This window comes from Streptomyces mirabilis (genome assembly GCF_018310535.1).
Classification (GTDB): Bacteria; Actinomycetota; Actinomycetes; order Streptomycetales; family Streptomycetaceae; genus Streptomyces.
In genome coordinates, this window is sequence record NZ_CP074102.1 from 5856617 (window position 1) to 5876062 (window position 19446).

General features: G+C 70.6%; 13 protein-coding genes. 12 read left to right on the forward strand and 1 reads right to left on the reverse strand.

Annotated features, from left to right (window positions below; genetic code table 11):
• The first annotated feature begins 13 nt into the window (after positions 1 to 13).
• The 11 genes from SMIR_RS25765 (at position 14) to SMIR_RS25815 (ending at position 16970) form a co-directional block, all read left to right on the forward strand.
• The gene (locus tag SMIR_RS25765) at positions 14 to 1873 is read left to right on the forward strand and encodes a DUF4091 domain-containing protein (protein ID WP_248002908.1); all 1860 of its coding nucleotides are present in this window, start codon (positions 14 to 16) and stop codon (positions 1871 to 1873) included.
• A complete protein-coding gene (locus tag SMIR_RS25770) occupies positions 1870 to 2643 on the forward strand; it encodes a beta-galactosidase (protein ID WP_422664464.1) in 774 nt (257 codons plus the stop codon). Before SMIR_RS25765 ends, SMIR_RS25770 begins: the two co-directional genes overlap by 4 nt.
• 111 nt (positions 2644 to 2754) lie before the next feature.
• On the forward strand, positions 2755 to 4362 hold the full coding sequence (locus tag SMIR_RS25775; RefSeq protein WP_248002767.1) for an IS4 family transposase: 1608 nt from the start codon (positions 2755 to 2757) through the stop codon (positions 4360 to 4362).
• A 61-nt stretch (positions 4363 to 4423) separates the two neighbouring features.
• Complete coding sequence (locus SMIR_RS25780) at positions 4424 to 7336, forward strand: NPCBM/NEW2 domain-containing protein (protein ID WP_212727433.1); 2913 nt, start codon at positions 4424 to 4426, stop codon at positions 7334 to 7336.
• The gene (locus SMIR_RS25785; protein ID WP_212727434.1) at positions 7333 to 9444 is read left to right on the forward strand and encodes a GDSL-type esterase/lipase family protein; all 2112 of its coding nucleotides are present in this window, start codon (positions 7333 to 7335) and stop codon (positions 9442 to 9444) included. The genes SMIR_RS25780 and SMIR_RS25785 overlap by 4 nt, the downstream gene beginning before the upstream one ends.
• Complete coding sequence (locus SMIR_RS25790; RefSeq protein ID WP_212727435.1) at positions 9441 to 10337, forward strand: beta-sandwich domain-containing protein; 897 nt, start codon at positions 9441 to 9443, stop codon at positions 10335 to 10337. The genes SMIR_RS25785 and SMIR_RS25790 overlap by 4 nt, the downstream gene beginning before the upstream one ends.
• Positions 10338 to 10397: 60 nt before the next feature.
• Positions 10398 to 13496 (forward strand): alpha-N-acetylglucosaminidase, encoded by a 3099-nt coding sequence (locus SMIR_RS25795; RefSeq protein WP_212727436.1) that lies wholly within the window; start codon positions 10398 to 10400, stop codon positions 13494 to 13496.
• A 185-nt stretch (positions 13497 to 13681) separates the two neighbouring features.
• Entirely contained in the window at positions 13682 to 14749 is a 1068-nt protein-coding gene (locus SMIR_RS25800) for a PhoH family protein (protein ID WP_060896461.1), read from the forward strand.
• A gap of 13 nt (positions 14750 to 14762) precedes the next feature.
• The gene (gene ybeY / locus SMIR_RS25805) at positions 14763 to 15260 is read left to right on the forward strand and encodes an rRNA maturation RNase YbeY (RefSeq protein ID WP_054235448.1); all 498 of its coding nucleotides are present in this window, start codon (positions 14763 to 14765) and stop codon (positions 15258 to 15260) included.
• The gene (locus SMIR_RS25810; protein WP_168491403.1) at positions 15257 to 16570 is read left to right on the forward strand and encodes a hemolysin family protein; all 1314 of its coding nucleotides are present in this window, start codon (positions 15257 to 15259) and stop codon (positions 16568 to 16570) included. Before ybeY ends, SMIR_RS25810 begins: the two co-directional genes overlap by 4 nt.
• Positions 16571 to 16610: 40 nt before the next feature.
• Positions 16611 to 16970: an MmcQ/YjbR family DNA-binding protein gene (locus SMIR_RS25815; RefSeq protein ID WP_168501013.1), complete on the forward strand. Its 360-nt coding sequence runs from the start codon at positions 16611 to 16613 to the stop codon at positions 16968 to 16970.
• Here SMIR_RS25815 and SMIR_RS25820 read toward each other — a convergent pair.
• Entirely contained in the window at positions 16932 to 18416 is a 1485-nt protein-coding gene (locus SMIR_RS25820) for an MFS transporter (RefSeq protein WP_212727437.1), read from the reverse strand. The genes SMIR_RS25815 and SMIR_RS25820 overlap by 39 nt on opposite strands.
• Before the next feature lie 144 nt (positions 18417 to 18560).
• Here SMIR_RS25820 and SMIR_RS25825 point away from each other — a divergent pair, with 144 nt between their 5' ends.
• The gene (locus SMIR_RS25825) at positions 18561 to 19382 is read left to right on the forward strand and encodes a helix-turn-helix transcriptional regulator (protein ID WP_168501014.1); all 822 of its coding nucleotides are present in this window, start codon (positions 18561 to 18563) and stop codon (positions 19380 to 19382) included.
• The last annotated feature ends 64 nt before the right edge of the window (positions 19383 to 19446 follow it).

Genomic DNA, 19446 nt, shown 5'->3' on the forward strand with positions numbered 1-19446 from the left:
GGGTCACCGACCCATGCCCCGTACCAGACGCATGCCCTCGCTCATCGCCTCCTTCGTCGCGGGTGCGGTCGTCGCCGCGAGCACGACCGTCGTCGCGGCCACCGGCGACGACCCGCACCAGAAACCCACCACCACCTGGCTGACCGTGAAGGTCGCCGACGCCATGGGCACCAGGGACACCATCACCTGGGTGCCCACCGGCTCCTTCGCCGGCTCGGCCGAAGTCCGCGTCCCGCGCTATCCGACCACCGCCATCGAGGGCAAGGACACCAAGGAACTGGCGCTGGACGCCGTACGCGGAGAACAGGTCTCCGCACAGCTCGCCATCGCCTCCGGGAAGCCCCTCGACGACGTCCACGCGAAGGTCGGCGATCTGACCGGACCGGGCGGCGCGCGGATCGACGGCGACAGCACCCAGGTGCGGTTCGTGAAGTACATCCCCGTGCAGCGCTCCAAGAGCGAGATGGACTGGTCCGCCACCATCGACCAGGTCAGCTCCGCCAAGGAGGTCTCCGGCGACCGCGATCCGGACGTCGTCGGGGACCCCTTGGAGGAGCGTGCGTCGGTCGACGTCCCCGCCTACGCGGCCCAGCCGCTCTGGTTCACCTTCCACATCCCGCGGGGCGCCAAGCCCGGCACGTACAAGGGCACCGTCCGCGTCGACGTGGGCAAGGCCACGCAGGCCACCTATCCGCTGACGATCGACGTCGCCGACGCGAGCGTGCCCGCCCCCTCCGACTACCGCTTCTTCCTCGACGTCTGGGCGCAGCCGGAAACCATCGCGCAGGCGCACCACGTCAAGCTGTGGTCGCGGGAGCACTGGAAACTCATCGAGAAGTACAACCGCGACCTGGCGAGCCGTGGCCAGAAGGTCATCAACACGACGATCGTCGAGAACCCCTGGCACCACCAGTGGTCGCTCGGAACCCGGCAGTCGCAGACCGCGACGCCGTACTCCAGCATGGTGGGCTGGAGCTGGGACGGCAGCCGGTTCTCCTTCGACTTCACCCGCTGGGACCGCTACGTCGACACGGCCCTGCGCGACGGGCTCGGCCCGGACATCGGCGCGTACTCGATGCTGGCGTTCCAGGACCAGGAGCACCTCACCTACCGCGACACCCGCACCGGCGGCACGGTCACCGAGAACGTCGACCTCGGCGGGGAGCGGTGGCGCACGGCATGGGGGCAGTTCCTACGCGCCTTCGAAAAGCATCTGACGGACACCGGGCGGCTCGAGCACACGTATCTGTCCTTCGACGAGCGGCCCGCCGACACGATGAAGGTGGTCAAAGACTTCGTCCACGAGGTCGCACCCGCCTTCGACGACCGCATCGCCGTTGCCGGCTCCGTCAACACCGAGCCGATGGCCTCGAACCTCTCTGTCGACTGGGGCGGCATCGACGCCATGACACCCGAGAAGGCGGAGGAGCGGCGCAAGGCCGGCAAGAAGACGACGTTCTACGTGTACGGCTGGCCGCCGCACCCCAACACGCTCAGCTACTCGCCGGCGGTGGAGTCGCGGATGCTGCCGTGGATCGCCGCCCAGCGGAACCTCGACGGCTTTCTGCGTTGGTCGTACAACAGTTGGACCGCCGACCCCTTCTCCCAGCCCGTCTACATCTTCACGCAGGGCGACGAGTACCTCGTCTACCCGGGCGCCGACGGGCCGATGTCCAGCATCCGCTGGGAGCAGCTGAAGGAAGGCATCGAGGACTTCGAGCTGGTCGCGCAGGTCAGGGACAAGTCCGGTGGGGACAGCGACGCCCTGAAGCAGGCGCTGTCGCTCGCCACCCGTGACCTCGACGGGCGCACCAAGAACCTCACCGACATCGAGCAGGCCCGCAAGGCCGTGGTGAAGGAGCTGACGTCATGAGACGGGCGAGACTGCGGACCTCACTGTGTGCGGTGGCACTCGCCGCCGGGTGCCTGTCGGCCGTGCCCGCCCAGGCCGCGCAGGCCCCCCGACAGGTCCCCCCGCAAGCACCGGCGCAGGCCCACACGGTCACCTACGACCAGTACGCCGTGAAGGTCGACGGGAAGCCGCTGTACCTGTGGGGCGCCGAATTGCACTACTTCCGGCTGCCCAGCCCGGACACCTGGCGCGACGTACTGCAGAAGGTGAAGGCCGCCGGGTTCAACTCGGTCTCCCTCTACTTCGACTGGGGATACCACTCCACGAGCCCCGGCTCGTACGACTTCAAGGGCATACGCAATGTCGACCGGCTCCTCGACGAGGCCGAGCGCGCGGGCCTGTACGTGATCGCCCGCCCCGGCCCGTACATCAACGCCGAGGTGTCCGGCGGCGGCTTCCCGGCCTGGCGCAAGACGCACGCGGGCGTGAACCGCACGTCCGAGGAGGCGTATCTGAAGGACGCCCGGGAGTGGATGAGCCGGATCAACCCGATCATCGCGCGCCATCAACTCACCCGTGGCACTGGGTCGGTGATTCTCTATCAGGTCGAGAACGAGTACCAGGGCGGCCGACAGGACGCCGACTACATGCAGACCCTCATCGACTGGGCGCGCGAGGACGGCATCGACGTGCCGACCTTCGTCAACGACGGTGGCGCCAACAAGAACTGGGTGAGCGGCAAGGGCGCCCCGGACATCTACGGCTTCGACGCCTACCCCAATGCCGCGTAGTTAAGCGACCTGCGGCTTCGTCAAACTGCGCCCGTCGATGCCACGGACGTGACAACGGGACCTTCGTTAGGCAGAGAAGCCGACCAAGGTCTTCCCTCCCGAGAGGTCCCGTTGCCCGATCAGTGTGCCACCACCACGTTCACCGAGACCATCACCTGCGCGGCTGGCGCTTTCGCGCCCGGGCACCTCGGCGAGTTGACCCAGCATGTGCCGTTCGAACTGGCTGACGCCGTACTGGAGGAGACTCGGACCGGGCATCGTCGCCTGCGGCATCTCCCCTCACGCGTCGGCATCTACTTCCTCCTGGCTTTGGCGATGTTCCCGGCCCTGGGCTATGCGCGTGTCTGGGACAAGCTTGTCGTCGGCCTGCACGGACTGGCGCCGCACCGGCCGTCGGAGAAGGCACTACGCGATCTGCGGCGCCGTCTGGGGCCGGCTCCGTTGAAGGCGTTGTTCGACGCGGTGTCCGGGCCACTCGCCCGGCCAGGCACGAAGGGCACTTGCTACCGCTCCTGGCGCACGGTCGCCTTCGACGGCTGCAGTTCGCTCAAGGCCCCTGACCAGCCTCGGATCCGCAGTCTGTTCAGCAAGTCCAAGCACCGGTGGGGCATCTCCGGCTACCCGGCCCTGCGGTTGACGGCCCTGGTCGAGACCGGGACACGAGGCTTACTCGGCGCAGTCTTCGGCCCCACCAGCGTCGGCGAACCGACCCATGCCGCCCAGCTCATGCACCTCCTGTCACCAAAAATGCTCCTCCTGGCCGACCGTGGCTTCGACGGGAACAACTTCTATGCAGCCGTCGCCCGCAGCGGTGCTCAGCTGCTGGTCCGCCTCGGCCCGCACCGCAAGCCCGTCGTCCTGGAAGTCCTCGCCGACGGCTCCTACCTCACCCTGCTGGGCGGGCTCAAGCTCCGGGTCATTGAGGCGGACATCACCGTGACCCTTCGCGACGGGCAACGCGTGCACGACCGCTACCGTCTGGTCACCACACTGCTCGACCCCGGCAGCGACCCGGCGTCCGTGCTGGTGCGGCTCTACCATGAGCGGTGGGAGATCGAGTCGGCCTTCTATTCGCTGCGGCACACGCTGCTTCGCGGACGGGTCCTGCGGTCTTGCGACCCGTTCGGACTGGAGCAGGAACTGTGGGCGACCTTGGCCTTCTACCAGGTTCTCCGCAGGGCCATGGTCGAGGCCGCCGAGGCCGCGTCGGGGACTGATCCCGACCGCGTGAGCTTCACCGTGGCCCTCGAAGCAGCGCGGGACCAGCTCACCGCGGCGCGAGGCATCCTGCCCGCCGAAGACAGCAGCGGGTGCTCGGGACGCATCGGCCAAGCCGTACTCGCCAACCTGCTGCCGGCCCGGCGCCCCCGCGTCAGCGCCCGCAAGGTGAAGTGCCCCATGACCCGATACCCCGGCAACCCCGTCGACCCCCGCCCGGCGATCAGCCAGGACATCACTGCCCTGGACATCGCGGTCCATCAGGCGGTCATGCCACCGCCCGCTCCTACCCGCCCATCCCTCACTCCGGGCCGCAAGACGCTCGTGCTCGACCTCCTGCGAACCGATCCCGAACGACCCTGGCGGTCACAGGAGATCGCCGAAGCGATCGCCTGCTCCAACATCAAGAGCCTATGGACACAGCTCTCGACCTGGGTGAAAGACGGGATGCTCCGCAAGATCGCCAAGGACACCTACGCCCTCGTCCCGGACTGGGCATGATGTGACGAGCCGCATCCCGCCGCCCATTTGACGAAACCGCAGGTCGCTTAACTACGCGGCATTGGACGCCTACCCCCAGGGCTTCGACTGTTCCAGCCCGGACACCTGGAAGAATCTGCCCGACTACTCGTACGTGAATGACTGGAAGCCCGAGTCCCCGCTGCTCATCCCCGAGGCGCAGGGCGGCGCCTTCGACGCGTGGGGCGGCACCGGCTACGACAACTGCCGCAAGCTCACCGGCACCGACTTCACCCGCGTGTCCGCCAAGATGAACATCGCCGCCGGAGTCACCGGCCAGTCCTTCTACATGACCTACGGCGGCACCAACTGGGGCTGGCTCGCCGACCCCAACGCCGTCTACACCTCGTACGACTACGGCGCACCGATCACCGAGTCCCGTCAACTGACTGACAAGTACCAAGAGTTCAAGCGACTCGGGTACTTCGTCAACGCCGTGAAGCCCCTGGCTCGCACCGACAAGGCCGAGGCGCCCGCGCCGAGCGACGACGCGCTGCGGATCGACCGGCGCGTCAATCCGGACGACGGCACCCAGTTCCTCACCGTCCGGCACGCCGACACCCGGGTGAAGGACACCGACACCACCACCCTGTCCCTGTCCGGCCGGGACGGCGACTATCCACGCGTGCCGCAGCAGGGCGCGATCACGGTCGCCGGACGGGACGCCAAACTCCTCGTGGCGGGCTACGACATGGAGCGGCAGCGGCTCGTCTACTCCACCTCCGAGATCATGACCCACGCCCGCATCGGCGCGGACGACGTGGCGCTGCTGTACGGGAGGAGGGGCGAGGCAGGGGAGACCGTGCTGCGGTACCCGTCGAAGCCGAAGGTAACCGTCCTGGACGGCAAGGCGGACGTCACCTGGGACGCCGCACGGGGCGATCTGCGGCTGAACTACACCCACCAGGGGCTCATCCGCGTCCGCGTGGGCGACCTCGTACTCCTGCTGGCCGACGAGCAGGAGACCGCGCACTGGTGGCGGCAGGACACCGCCGCAGGGTCGGTGCTCGTGCGCGGACCCTCACTGCTGCGGACCGCCGAAGTCGACGGCGCCACCCTGAAGTTGACGGGCGACTCGACCGAAGCCGCGAGCATCGAGGTCCTCGCCGATGCCGGGAACGTGACCTGGAACGGGCGCCGGACCGCCGTCACCTCCGCGCCCCGCCCCGTCACCCTCCCCGCCCTCACCACCTGGCGCACCCACGACGAGACGCCGGAAGTCACCCCGGACTTCGACGACTCGACATGGACCACCGCCGACCACCTCACGGCCGACAATCCCGACCTCGCCGGGTATACACCCGTCCTCGCCATGGACGAGTACGGCTTCCACCACGGCGACGTCTGGTATCGCGGCCGCTTCCGCACGACCGGCGGGACGAGCGCGGTGACGCTGAACGCAAACACCGGGCCGCACGGCGTGTACGCGGCGTGGCTCAACGGCCGCTACCTCGGCAGCGCGGGCGACGGCGCCCATACCTTCGACGTCCCGGACGGCGTCCTGGCTGACGGCGGGGGCGACAACGTGTTCTCCGTCCTCGTGGAGAACATGGGCGACAACGAGGAGTGGGGCCACGACTACTCGAAGGAGCCACGCGGGCTGCTCTCCGCCGACCTCCTCGGCACCGACTCCACGATCACCTGGAGGATCCAGGGCGACCGGGGCGGCGAACAGCCCGTCGACACGGCACGCGGCGCGTACAACAACGGCGGTCTGTACGGGGAGCGGGCCGGCTGGTCGCTGCCGGGCTACCCCGACCGCTCCTGGACGCGTACGACGCTCGCCGCCCGGTCGGCGAAGTCCGCGCCGGGCGTGCGCTGGTACCGCACCAACGCCCGGCTCGACCTGCCGCATGGCCAGGACACCTCCCTCGGGCTGCAACTGGAGGATGGCCGGAGCAAGGACTACCGCGTCCAGATCTTCGTCAATGGCTGGCTCGTCGGACGGCAGCTCGCCGACACCGGCCCCCAGACCCGGTTCGTCATCCCCAGCGGCCTGCTGAACGAACACGGCGACAACACCATCGCCCTGGCCGTCTGGTCCACCGAGGCGGGCGCGGGACCCGGTTCCGCACACCTCGTCGACCTCGGCGCGAGCGCGGGCGGCATCGGCATCGGGACCGTGCCGGCACCGTCGTACGACGCGAAGACATACACCGACGCACCGGCAGGTGCCCAGGTCACCGTGGACGCCGAGCCCTTCCTGAGCGCGGCCCTGCCGGGCCGGGCGACCGTCTCCTTCCACGTCCCCGGGAAGGTCGGGAAGGCGGCGCGGGATGTGGACCTGTCGCTCAAGGCCCCCGCCGGGTGGACGGTGACGACGGACGCCCCGACACACTTCCCGCGCGTCGCGCCCGGCGCCATCGTCACCGCCGAGTACACCGTCACCCCGCCCGCCGACCCGGTCCCGTACACGGTCCTGACGGCAACCGCGTCGTACGGGCGAAATGGCCGCACGGTCACGATCACCGGTGAGCGGGCCGTGCAGGTCGCGCCGCCCGCGCCCCCCGGGGACTCGTACGTCGGCGACCTGCCGCTCGTGCGGGCCGTCAACGGCTGGGGCCCGGTCGAGAAGGACACCTCCAACGGCGAGAACGCGGCCGGTGACGGACACCCCCTGGCCATCGGCGGCACCACCTACGCCAAGGGGCTCGGCGTGCACGCCGACAGCCAGGTCCGCGTCTATCTCGGCGGCGCCTGTACCTGGTTCACGGCCACCGTCGGCGTGGACGACGAGGTCGGCGACGGCGGCAGCGTGTCCTTCCGTGCCGTCGCCGACGGCCGCGTCCTCTTCACCAGCCCCGTGCTGTACGGCTCCGACGGCGGCACTCCCGTCGACGTCGACGTGACGGGCGCGCGCTGGCTCGACCTGACCGTGGACGGCGGCGGCGACGTCTCCGCCGACCACGCGGACTGGGCCGACGCCCGCCTGACCTGCGCGGGAGGTACGTCATGAGGGGGCTCCGCGCCCTGGCGGCCGTCGTGCCGCTCATCCTCCTGGCCGCTGCCCCCGCGCACTCCGAGCGGCGCGGCGACGCCGGCTGGACCGGTACCTGGGCCACCTCCCAGCACGCCGCGTACGATCCGGGCACCTCCGAGGTGACGGTACGGGTCCCGGTGCGCGTCAGCGCGGGCGGCACGAGCGTGCGGATCCGGCTGACCAACGCGTTCACCGACCAGCCGGTGACGATCGGGCACGCCACGGTGGGACGGCGCGCCGACGGCTCGTCCGTGTCGGGCCCGCGGGATCTGACCTTCGGCGGGAAGCGGGAGGTGACGATTCCGGCCGGGGAGCGGACGGCGAGCGATCCGGTGCGGATTCCCGTCGCGGCCCGCAGCGACCTGGTGGTCAGTCTGTACTTCCCGGGCCGGCTGACGCACATCAGTCAGCACTGGATGGGGCTGCAGACCGTCTACTGGACGCCCGACGGCGGCGGCGACCACGCCGGTGATCCCGGCGGAGCCGCGTTCACCAAGACCGATTCCACCTTCCCGTTCCTCACCGGCATCGATGTGCGGGGCGGTCCGGCGCGGGGCTCCGTGGTCGCGCTCGGCGACTCCATCACCGACGGGGCCGCCTCGACCTCGGACGCCGACCGGCGCTGGCCCGACTTCCTGGCCGGCCGCCTCGCCGCCTGCACGACTCCGGCCGGAGTGCTGAACGAGGGCATCAGCGGGAACCGCATCACGGCCGGGACCGACGGCAATCCCTCGGCACTGGAGCGGCTGGAGCGCGATGTGCTGTCCCAGCCGGGGGCCCGGACGGTGATCCTCTTCGAGGGCGTCAACGACCTCAGCTGGGGCGGCGCCACCGGCGACCAGGTGATCGACGGCATGCGGGAGATCGCGCGGCGGGCCCATGCCCGCGGGCTGCGGGTGATCGGCGCGACCGTGGTCCCCTACCGGGGCTGGGGCGACTGGTGGACCGAGGCCAAGGAGGCCGACCGGCAGCAGGTCAACACGTTCGTACGCGACTCCGGTGGCACCTTCGACGGCTACGCCGACTTCGACAGGGCCGTACGGGACCCTGACGACCCCACCCGCTACGGCGCCGCGTTCGACTCCGGTGACCATCTGCATCCCAACGACACCGGGATGAAGGCGTTCGCCGACGCGGTCGACCTCGCCGGTCTCGGGGTGGCCCGCGACTGCCCGTCGGCACGCGTCCGGCTCACCCCGTACCGCCCGGACCTCCAGGTCGACCACGCCACGGAGATCACCGCGACGGTCACCAACGCCGGCCCCAAGGCGGTCGACCGGGTCAGCAGCACCCTGAGCCTGCCGGAAGGCTGGAGTGCCAGGCCGGAGGGGGAGACGGGAGTCGGCTCCCTGGCTCCCGGCGCGCGTTCCACCGTCACCTGGAGAGTCACCCCGGCCGCCGGAACGGCCTGGGGGGCGTACGACATCGGCGTCCGCACTTCCTATCGGCAGGCCGGGCGGGTGCGCCACGACGCCGACACCGTGGCCGCCGACGTCACCCCCGTCCCGTCCCCCGTGCAGCCCCCCTACGGCACGTTCGCCACCACCGACGACGCCCAATTCGCCCAGAACGGCAGCCAGTTCGCCCTCTGGGCGGGCGGTCGGGACCTGTCCGGCTGGAAGGACGAGAAGGCCGTGATCCACGTGCCGGACGCCGTGCCCGCCACGGGCGCCGTCACCGCCCGCCTCGTCTCCCAGACCGGAAGCGGGCCCTCCGCCAAGGCAGGGATCGCCGTCGCGAACGACCTCACCGCCCCGGAGAAGGGCGGCTACGCGGTCCTCACCATGTCCAGGAACTACGGCATCGAGTTCATGACCGACAGTGACGGCGACGGGCATCTCGACACCTGGGCGGGCGGCGGCGCCTCCACCCACCCGGCCTGGCTGCGCCTGGTCCGCTCCGGCACCACCTACACCGCGTATTCCACCACCAACGGCCTCGCATGGAACGAGATCGCGAGCGCGACGGTCCCCTCGGCGAGCGGCCTCCTCGACGCCGGTGTGGCGGCCAGCGCGGTCAACCTCGACCACCCCGGCACGACCGTCCAGGCCGTGTTCGACCACTTCACGGTGGAGAGCACATGACCAAGTACCGCCCCGAGGAGGACTTCCTCCCGCCGCCCGTCTCACTCACTGTCACCCCACCCGCCCCGGAGCCCGGTCGGCCCCTGACCCTGACCGCCACCCTCACCAACACCACCCGGATCGACCTGCGCGGCACCGTGCTCTACCTCGCCGTGAACGACATCGAGGAGCCGGACGCCTTCGGCACCCTCGCACCGGGACGGTCGGCGACCCTCACCTGGCGGACCCGGCTCGCCGATGACGCCGAGGGACACCAGGTGTTCACCGCCCACGCCCTCTTCGACGTGCACCGGCACGGCTCCGACTGCGCCCGCGCCACCTCCTCGATCCTGCTGCCGTACCGGTCGCTGCGCGGCGCCTTCGACAACGCGGGGATCGCCTCCGACGACGCCCTCACGGTCGCGAACATCGACGGATCCAACTCCAGCCTGTCCGCCGAGGCGCTGGCGTCGGTCGGACTGACCCCGGGCGCCACCGTCACCTACGGCGGGGTGACGTTCACCTGGCCCGACACCCGGGCCGGAAACAGGGACAACGTCGTCTCCGCCGGCCAGACCGTGCTGTTGTCCGGCTCCGGCTCCCGGCTGACCTTCCTCGGGACCAGTACCTGGGGTGAGGGCAGGGGTGAGGGCAAGGTCGTCTACACCGACGGCGGCGAGCGGGCGTTCTCCGTCGCCGTCCCCGACTGGTACGGGGCGAACGGCTCGGCCGCGGTGGTGGTGCCCTACCGCCACATCGCCACCGGCCGGGACGACACCCCCGTCAGCCTGTTCACCTTCGGCGTCGACCTGACGCCCGGCAAGGAACTGCGCTCCCTGGTCCTGCCCCACGTCGGCGACGGCCTCCAGCCGGGCGTTCCCGCCCTCCATGTCTTCGCGATGACGATCGACTGAGAGTCGCCGACAGTAGCCGATGACTTCTGGCAGTCACTGAGAGTTTCCGGAAGGATTTCCATGCAGGACAACCGAGGCGACCTCGGCAGCACGGGCGTCACCCGCAGACGGATCATCGCGGGCGCGGTCGCGCTGGGCGGCGCCGCGCTCCTGGCCCGCCCGCAGGGCGCGTACGCGGCCGACCGCGCCCTGTTCGACACCGCTCCCGCCGCGGCGGCGCTCGAGCGTCTGCTTCCCGACCACCACCGGCAGGTCACCCTGCGGGCGGTCGCGGACGCGACCGACCGCTTCCGGGTCACCGGCCGGGTCGGCCACATCACGGTGGAGGGCACCAGCCCCGCCGTGCTGCTCGCCGGTTTCCACACGTACCTACGGCGGACCGCGCACGCCTCCGTCTCCTGGACCGGCGAGCAGCTCGACCTGCCGCGCTCCCTGCCCGCGCCCGCGAAGGAGATCACGGGGACGGCGAACGTGCCCCACCGGTTCGCCTTCAACGACACCAACGAGGGCTACACCGGCCCCTACCGCGACTGGGACGACTGGAGCCGCGAACTGGACGTACTGGCGCTGCACGGCGTCAACGACGTCCTCGTCTACGTGGGCGGTGACGCCGTCTACTACGACACGTTCCGTCGGTTCGGCTACTCCGACGCGGAACTGCGCGCCTGGATCCCGGCCCCGGCCCACCAGCCCTGGTGGCTGCTGCAGAACATGTCGGGCTTCGGCGGCCCGGTCTCCCGGCGGCTCCTCGAACGGCGGGGCGAACTCGCCCGGAAGATCGTCGACCGGGTGCGGGAGCTGGGCATGACCCCGGTGCTGCCGGGCTACTTCGGCACCGTCCCGGACGGCTTCGTGGCGAAGCACGGCGGCGACGCGGCCGTGGTCGCGCAGGGCACCTGGGGCGGCTTCGCACGCCCCGACTGGCTCGACCCGCGCACCTCGGCCTTCAGAGAGGTCGCCGACGCCTTCTACCGGGCCCAGACGGAGCGGTTCGGCGCGAGCACGATGTACAAGATGGACCTGCTGCACGAGGGCGGCAACCCCGGTGACGTACCGGTGGGCGAGGCCGCGAAGGCCGTCGAGACGGCGCTGCGCAGGGCCCATCCGGGGGCGGTCTGGGCGATCCTGGGCTGGCAGACCAACCCGTCCACCGCCCTGCTGGACGCCGTCGACAAGAGCCGCATGCTGATCGTGGACGGCCTCTCGGACCGCTACACCACCGTCACGGACCGGGAGAGCGACTGGGGCGGCACCCCCTACGCCTTCGGCAGCATCTGGAACTTCGGCGGCCACACCCCGATCGGCGCCAACGCCCCGGACTGGGTGGAGCAGTACCCGAGGTGGCGGGACCGGGAGGGCAGCGCCCTGGCCGGGATCGCGGCGATGCCGGAGGCCGCCGACAACAACGCGCCCGCGCTGGCACTCCTCACCGACCTGGCGTGGACACCCGGCACCGTCGACCTGGACGACTGGTTCGCCGCGTACGCCGTCTCCCGGTACGGCGGCGCGGACCCGCACGCCGCCGCGGCCTGGCAGGCGATCCGCGACACCGCCTACGGCATGTCCCGGGCCGACTCCTGGAGCGAGGCACCCGACGGTCTGTTCGGCGCCCGGCCGAGTCTGACCGCGAACAAGGCGGCGGCCTGGGGCCCGGAGGCCGACCGCTACGACACCACGACCTTCGACCGCGCCCTCACCGAACTCCTCGCCGTACCGAAGCGGTTGAGGGAGAGCTCGGCTTACCGCTACGACGTCGTGGACGTGGCACGGCAGGTCCTGTCCAACCGGACCCGGGTGCTGCTGCCGCAGATCAAGGGCGCGTACGAGACAGGGGAGCACGCCCTGTTCGGGGAGCTGACCCGGACCTGGCTGGGCTGGATGGACCTGCTCGACGACCTGCTGGCCACCTCGCGCCCCCATCTGCTCGGACGGTGGCTCGCCGACGCGCGCGCCTGGGGCGCCGACGCGGCCGAGCGGGACCGCCTGGAGTACGACGCACGCTCGCTCATCACCACCTGGGGCGGGCGCGCCAGCAGCGAGGAGGGCTTGCACGACTACGCGAACCGGGAGTGGGCCGGGCTGGTCGGCGGCCTGTACCGCACCCGCTGGAAGACGTACTTCGACGCGCTGTCCGCCGGGAAGGACCCCGCGGCCGTCGACTGGTTCGCCCTGGAGGACCGCTGGGCGCACGGCCACGAGAGGTACCCGGCCGAGCCGAAGGGATCCCCGTACGACCGGGCCCGCCGGGTGCGCGACCTGCTCGCCGCCACCCCGCACCAGTCCGCCGTCACCGCCGCGGCCGACCGGGGCGCGGTGGCCGAGGGCGCGCCCGTGACGGTGACGGTCACCTTCACCCACCGCAACGGCTTCGCGCCCGCCACCGCGGTGACGCTCTTCGCCGAGACGCCCGAAGGCCTGACGGCCGGCGCGCTCGACCCCGTGAACACGGCGTCCGTCGCCCCCGGCGAGACGTTCACCGCGCGCTTCGAGATCAGCCTGACGGGCGACGCCCGGGAGCTCGTCAGCCGACTGGTCGTCGGGGCGACGTACGCGGGTGGAGGCAGGACGGTCGCGCCGGTACGGCTTCTGGCCGCGTCCGGGGTCCGCGACCCCTACCGCACGGCCTCCTTCAACGACGCCGTGTTCGGGCAGCTCGGCGACGAGCTCGCGATCGAGGGCGCCGGGGCCGACCTGTGGGGCGGGACGAACGAGTTCGGCGCGGTGTACCGGGCCGGGGCCTACCGTGACGGGACGACGGCCACGGTCCGGGTCCTCTCGCAGGAAGCCACCGGCGGCTGGGCACGGGCCGGGCTGATCGTCCGCGACGACCTCGCCACGCCGGGCGGGGGCGGCTATGTGAACCTCGCCGTCACCCCGTCCAACGGCTGTGTACTGACCTGGGACGCCGACGGCGACGGCCGTTTCGACTCGATCGCCATGGCCGGGTCGGCGACGGCTCCGGTGCACCTGCGGCTGCGCCGCGACGGCGGTGCGTACACGGGCGAATACAGCATGGACGGCACGACCTGGGTCACGGTCGGGACGGCCACGCCGGGCGGGGCCGGGGCCGCGCAGGACGTGGGCGTGTTCATGACGGCGGCCAACGGGTGGACGGGCCGAAGGGGAGCGGCCACGTTCGAGGGGCTCACGATTGAGTAGCCGCCGGACCAGTGTGTGGGCCGCACCGGTCGACCAGCGGGTCGACCGGTGCGGCCCACGCCGATAAGCGGCGCCGAAAAGCCCTACGGCACTGTCACCCCACCGTCGTACCCTTGGAGGCGCAAGGCTGCCCTCGTGGCAAGCGTGCCGATCAAGGAGGAAAAGCAGGCCTACAGAGCCGGCCCATGACTCAGACACCCACAGCTCACAGCCCCGCTTCGGGGCAGGCACGAGCGCATTTCACCGTCCCGGCCAAGCACCCCATGGTGACCGTGCTGGGTTCCGGAGACGCGCTGCTTCGCGTGATCGAGAAGGCCTTCCCGGCGGCCGACATCCACGTCCGGGGCAATGAGATCAGTGCGGTCGGCGACGCCGGTGAAGTCGCTCTCGTCCAGCGCCTGTTCGACGAGATGATGCTGGTGCTCCGCACGGGGCAGCCGATGACGGAGGACGCAGTGGAACGCTCGATCGCCATGCTCAGGGCGAGCGAGAACGGGGAGGGCGACGGTCAGGAAACCCCTGCCGAAGTGCTCACGCAGAACATCCTGTCCTCGCGCGGCCGCACCATCCGACCCAAGACGCTCAACCAGAAGCGGTACGTCGACGCCATCGACAAGCACACCATCGTCTTCGGCATCGGCCCCGCCGGCACCGGCAAGACGTACCTCGCGATGGCGAAGGCCGTACAGGCGCTCCAGTCCAAGCAGGTCAACCGGATCATCCTCACCCGCCCCGCGGTGGAGGCGGGCGAGCGGCTCGGCTTCCTGCCCGGCACGCTCTACGAGAAGATCGACCCCTACCTGCGGCCCCTCTACGACGCGCTGCACGACATGCTCGACCCCGATTCCATCCCGCGGCTCATGGCGGCGGGGACCATCGAGGTCGCGCCGCTCGCCTACATGCGTGGTCGCACCCTGAACGACGCCTTCATCATCCTGGACGAGGCCCAGAACACGAGCGCCGAGCAGATGAAGATGTTCCTCACCCGCCTCGGCTTCGAGTCGAAGATCGTGGTCACGGGCGACGTGACGCAGGTCGACCTCCCGAACGGGACGAAGTCGGGCCTGCGCCAGGTCCAGGACATCCTGGAGGGCCTCGACGACGTCCACTTCTCGCGGCTCACGTCCCACGATGTCGTACGGCACAAGCTGGTCGGCCGTATCGTCGACGCGTACGAGAAGTACGACAGCGAGAACGGCACCGAGAACGGCTCCCACAAGAGCCGCGGCAAAGCCGGCCACAAGGGGAAGTAGACAAGCGAGCACCATGTCGATCGACGTCAACAACGAGTCCGGAACCGAGGTCGACGAGCAGGCGATCCTCGACATCGCCCGCTACGCACTCGCGCGGATGCGCATCCACCCGCTCTCCGAACTCTCGGTGATCGTCGTGGACGCCGACGCCATGGAACAGCTCCACATCCAGTGGATGGACCTTCCGGGGCCCACCGACGTGATGTCGTTCCCCATGGACGAGCTGCGGCCGCCGTCCAAGGACGACGACGAGCCCCCGCAGGGACTCCTCGGTGACATCGTGCTCTGCCCGGAGGTCGCCGAGCGGCAGGGCAAGGAAGCTCCCACACAGCACTCCATGGACGAGGAACTGCACCTCCTCACCGTCCATGGAGTGCTGCACCTGCTCGGCTACGACCACGAGGAGGCGGACGAGAAGGCCGAGATGTTCGGTCTCCAGGCCGCCATCGTGGACGGCTGGCGCGCGGAGAAGGGCATGACGGGCCCCTCGCCGGCCCCGACCGTTTCATGAGTCCTCAGCTCGTCATCGGCGCCGTCGCCCTGGTCGTGGTCGCCTGGCTCGCCGCCTGTGCGGAGGCGGGCCTCGCGCGTGTCTCCAGCTTCCGCGCGGAGGAGGCCGTACGGTCCGGGCGGCGCGGCAGTGCCAAGCTCGCCCAGGTCGCCGCCGATCCGACCCGCTATCTGAACGTGGCACTGCTGGTGCGCGTGGCCTGCGAGATGGCCGCCGCCGCGCTCGTCACCTACGCCTGCCTGAAGGAGTTCGACGAGACCTGGGAGGCCCTCGTCGTCGCCATCGGGGTCATGGTCCTCGTCTCGTACGTCGCCGTGGGCGTCTCGCCGCGCACCATCGGCCGCCAGCACCCGCTGAACACGGCGACGGCGGCCTCGTACGTCCTGCTGCCGCTGGCCAGGATCATGGGCCCGATCCCGCCCCTCCTCATCCTCATCGGCAACGCGCTGACGCCCGGCAAGGGCTTTAGACGCGGTCCGTTCGCCTCCGAGGCCGAGCTGCGCGCGCTGGTCGACCTCGCCGAGAAGGAGTCCCTGATCGAGGACGAGGAGCGCCGCATGGTGCACTCCGTCTTCGAGCTGGGCGACACCCTTGTACGAGAGGTGATGGTGCCGAGGACCGACCTCGTCGTCATCGAGCGGTACAAGACCATCCGCCAGGCACTCACCCTGGCGCTGAGGTCCGGCTTCTCGCGCATCCCCGTCACGGGGGAGAGCGAGGACGACGTCGTCGGGATCGTGTACCTGAAGGACCTGGCCCGCAAGACGCACATCAGCCGCGACGCCGAGTCCGAGCTCGTGTCCACGGCCATGCGGCCCGCGACCTTCGTGCCCGACACCAAGAACGCGGGCGACCTGCTGCGCGAGATGCAGCAGGAGCGCAACCACGTCGCCGTCGTCATCGACGAGTACGGCGGTACGGCCGGCATCGTCACCATCGAGGACATCCTCGAGGAGATCGTCGGGGAGATCACCGACGAGTACGACCGGGAGCTGCCGCCCGTCCAGGAGCTCGGCGACGACCGCTACCGGGTGACCGCCCGTCTCGACATCGGCGACCTCGGCGAGCTGTACGGCTTCGAGGCGTACGACGACGAGGACGTGGAGACGGTCGGCGGACTGCTGGCGAAGGCACTCGGGCGGGTTCCGATCGCCGGTGCCTCCTCGGTGGTCGAGCTGCCCGACGGGCGCGAGCTGCGGCTGACGGCGGAGGCCGCGGCCGGGCGCCGGAACAAGATCGTCACGGTGCTCGTCGAGCCGGTCGGCCCGGTGGACCCGGAGCCGTCCGAGGAGGAGAAGAAGTCCGAGTGATGCCGTCGGCGAAGGCAACGTGGGCGAAGGAGACGTGGGAGTGAAACCGCAGCAGTTGCGTGCGTTCTGTCTGTCCTTCAACGCGGCCGTCGAGGACTTCCCCTTCACCCCGGACATCTCCGTCTTCAAGGTGCTGGGCAAGCTCTTCGCGCTGACATGGCTGGACGGGCGCCCGCTCACGGTCAACCTCAAGTGCGACCCGGAGGACGCGGTCCGGCTGCGCGCCGAGCACCCGGGGCTGATCGTCCCGGGCTATCACATGAACAAGCGGCACTGGAACACGGTGACGGTCGACGGCGAACTCCCGGACCGCCTGGTCCGGGAGCTCATCGAGGATTCGTACGATCTCGTCGTCGCCGGTCTACCCAAGGCCGAGCGCCTCCGCCTCGACCGGGCGTGAGCGGTCGCGGCCCAGTCCGGTCGCGACCAGCACCGCCGCCGCCAGGACGATCGCCGCGTCCAGGGCGAGGACCGTGTGGACACCGGCCAGCAGGTCGCCCGACGTCGTCGCCAGGACACCCAGCAGCGGGATGCCGATCGTGAGGCCGACCTGCTGGGTGGAGGTCACCAGGCCCGTGGCCAGGCCCTGTTCCTCGTCGGGAACGCCCGAGGTCACGGTCAGGCCGTACGAGATGATCGCGCCCAGGTGGCACATGCTGGCCAGCGAGACCGCGGCGGTGGCGAGCCAGACGGACCAGGTGTGGGCGTTCAGCAGGACCAGCCCCGCCACGAACAGGCCCTGACCGGCGAGCGAGCCGACCAGCGTACGGCGGGCGCCGAAGCGGCCGATGACCTTCGGGGCGTACACCCCGGCGACGGCCGACATCACGCCCTGGACCCCGAAGACCAGTCCCGTCTCGAACGCGGACAGGCCGAGGGTCTCCTGCAGGTACAGCGTCAGCGCGAAGATGACCGTCGACATCATCGAGAAGGTGACCAGACCGCCCAGGTTGCCCCACGCCACCGTGCGGCGGCGCAGCATGGGGAGGCTGACGAGCGGGGCGTGGGCGCGGGACTCGACGTACACGAAGGCGGCGAGCAGGAGCACACCCGCGGCGAGGGCCACGATGACGTCCGTGCCGCCGAAACCGCGCTCGGCGGCCGTCGACAGGGCGTAGATCAGGGCCAGCAGGCCGCCGGTGACGGTGATCGCGCCGGGGATGTCCAGGCGCGGGCGGTCGGGGATGGGGGCACCTCCCATGCCCTTAAGGCTATGGGGGAGGGACTCGGGCAGCAGGCCCGGGGCCAGCGGCAGCACGATCAGCGCGAAGACCGACAGCAGGCCCATCGTCGAACGCCAGCTCAGTACGTCGGTCAGGACGCCGCCGGCCACCATGCCGACCGTGAAGCCGAGGGAGAGGAGCGTGCCGGAGATGCCGAGCGCACGGTCGCGCGCCGGGCCCTCCGGGAACGTCGTCGTCAGCAGCGACATGCCCGTCGGCACGATCGCCGCCGCGGCGAGGCCCTGCAACGCCCGGCCCGTCAGGAACGACGCCGGGTCCCAGGCGAAGGTCGCCAGCAGCGAGGCCGTACCGAAGAGGGCGAGGCCGGTCAGGAAGAGCCTGCGGCGGCCGTACAGGTCACCGATACGGCCGAAGAGGAGCAGGAAGCCGCCGGACGGCAGCGCGAAGGCGGTGACCGCCCACTGCAGCGCGGACTGGCTCATGCCCAGGTCCTTGCCGAGCACGGGCAGTGCCACGTTCAGTACGGAGAAGTCGAGCGCGACCATGAACTGCGCGGCGCACAGCACGAAGAGGACGAGTTTGTCGCGGGTCGACAGCCGGGTGCCGAGCGGGGAGTGGACAGTCGGGGAAGCGGATGTGGTTTCGGTGGTGTCGATCGCCATGGCAAGAGCGTGCGGCCGTCGGAATATCCGTGGGGAGCGGCAACTTATGCTGGTGGTCGCACCACCAGTCACCAACAGGGGGATTCACACGTGACGGAGGACGTGCTCAGGACCCAACGACGGCGTGAGCTGCGGGACTTCCTGATGAGCCGCCGGGCGAGGGTGTCACCGGCGGAGGCCGGACTGCCGGACGGCGGGGCCCGCCGACGCACGCCCGGGCTGCGCCGCGAGGAGGTCGCCGTGCTCGCGGGCGTCGGCGCGTCCTGGTACCAGTGGCTGGAGCAGGGGCGGGACATCTCCGTCTCGCCCCAGGTACTCGACGCGGTCGCCCGCGTCCTGCGGCTCAGCAACGCCGAACGACGCCATCTGTACCTGCTAGCCGGGCTGAACCCGCCCGCGCCGGAGGTCGCGCCTGAGGTCCGGGACATGTGCGACGGGCTGCGGCGGCTGATCGACACGTGGATGCCGTATCCGGCGCACATCATGGACCCCTACTACAACTGCGTCATGTACAACGATGCCGCCGGGATGGTCCTCGGCATGCGGCCCGACAACACGCAGAACTGCATTATCGACTTCTTCACCGACCCGCTGTACCGGGGGCAGTCCCGGACCTGGGAAAAGAACGCGCGCACGGTCGTCGCCCAGTTCCGCGCGTCGTGCGCGGCGGCGCCGGACGACGAGGGGTACCAGGAGGTACTGGACCAACTCCGGGCCGCCTCACCGGAGTTCGCCGCGTTGTGGGAGGAGCGGGACATCGAGGACGCCGGGCAGATCCGCAAGGAGCTCGATCACCCGCTCGTCGGGCTGCTCGCCGTCGAGTCCACCGCGATGAAGGTGCCGGCGCGGCCCGACCTCACGATCGTGCTGCACACGCCGCTGCCGGAGGCGAACACGGCGGCGAAGCTGGAGTGGCTGGCCTCGCCGGAGGGCCGACGGGGCTCGATGTATCCCGTGGCCGGGTAGTCGCCGGCCGGTGGGTGTGTGCGGGTGGGGTGCGTGCGGGTGGGCGCGTGCCTGCGCCTGCGGA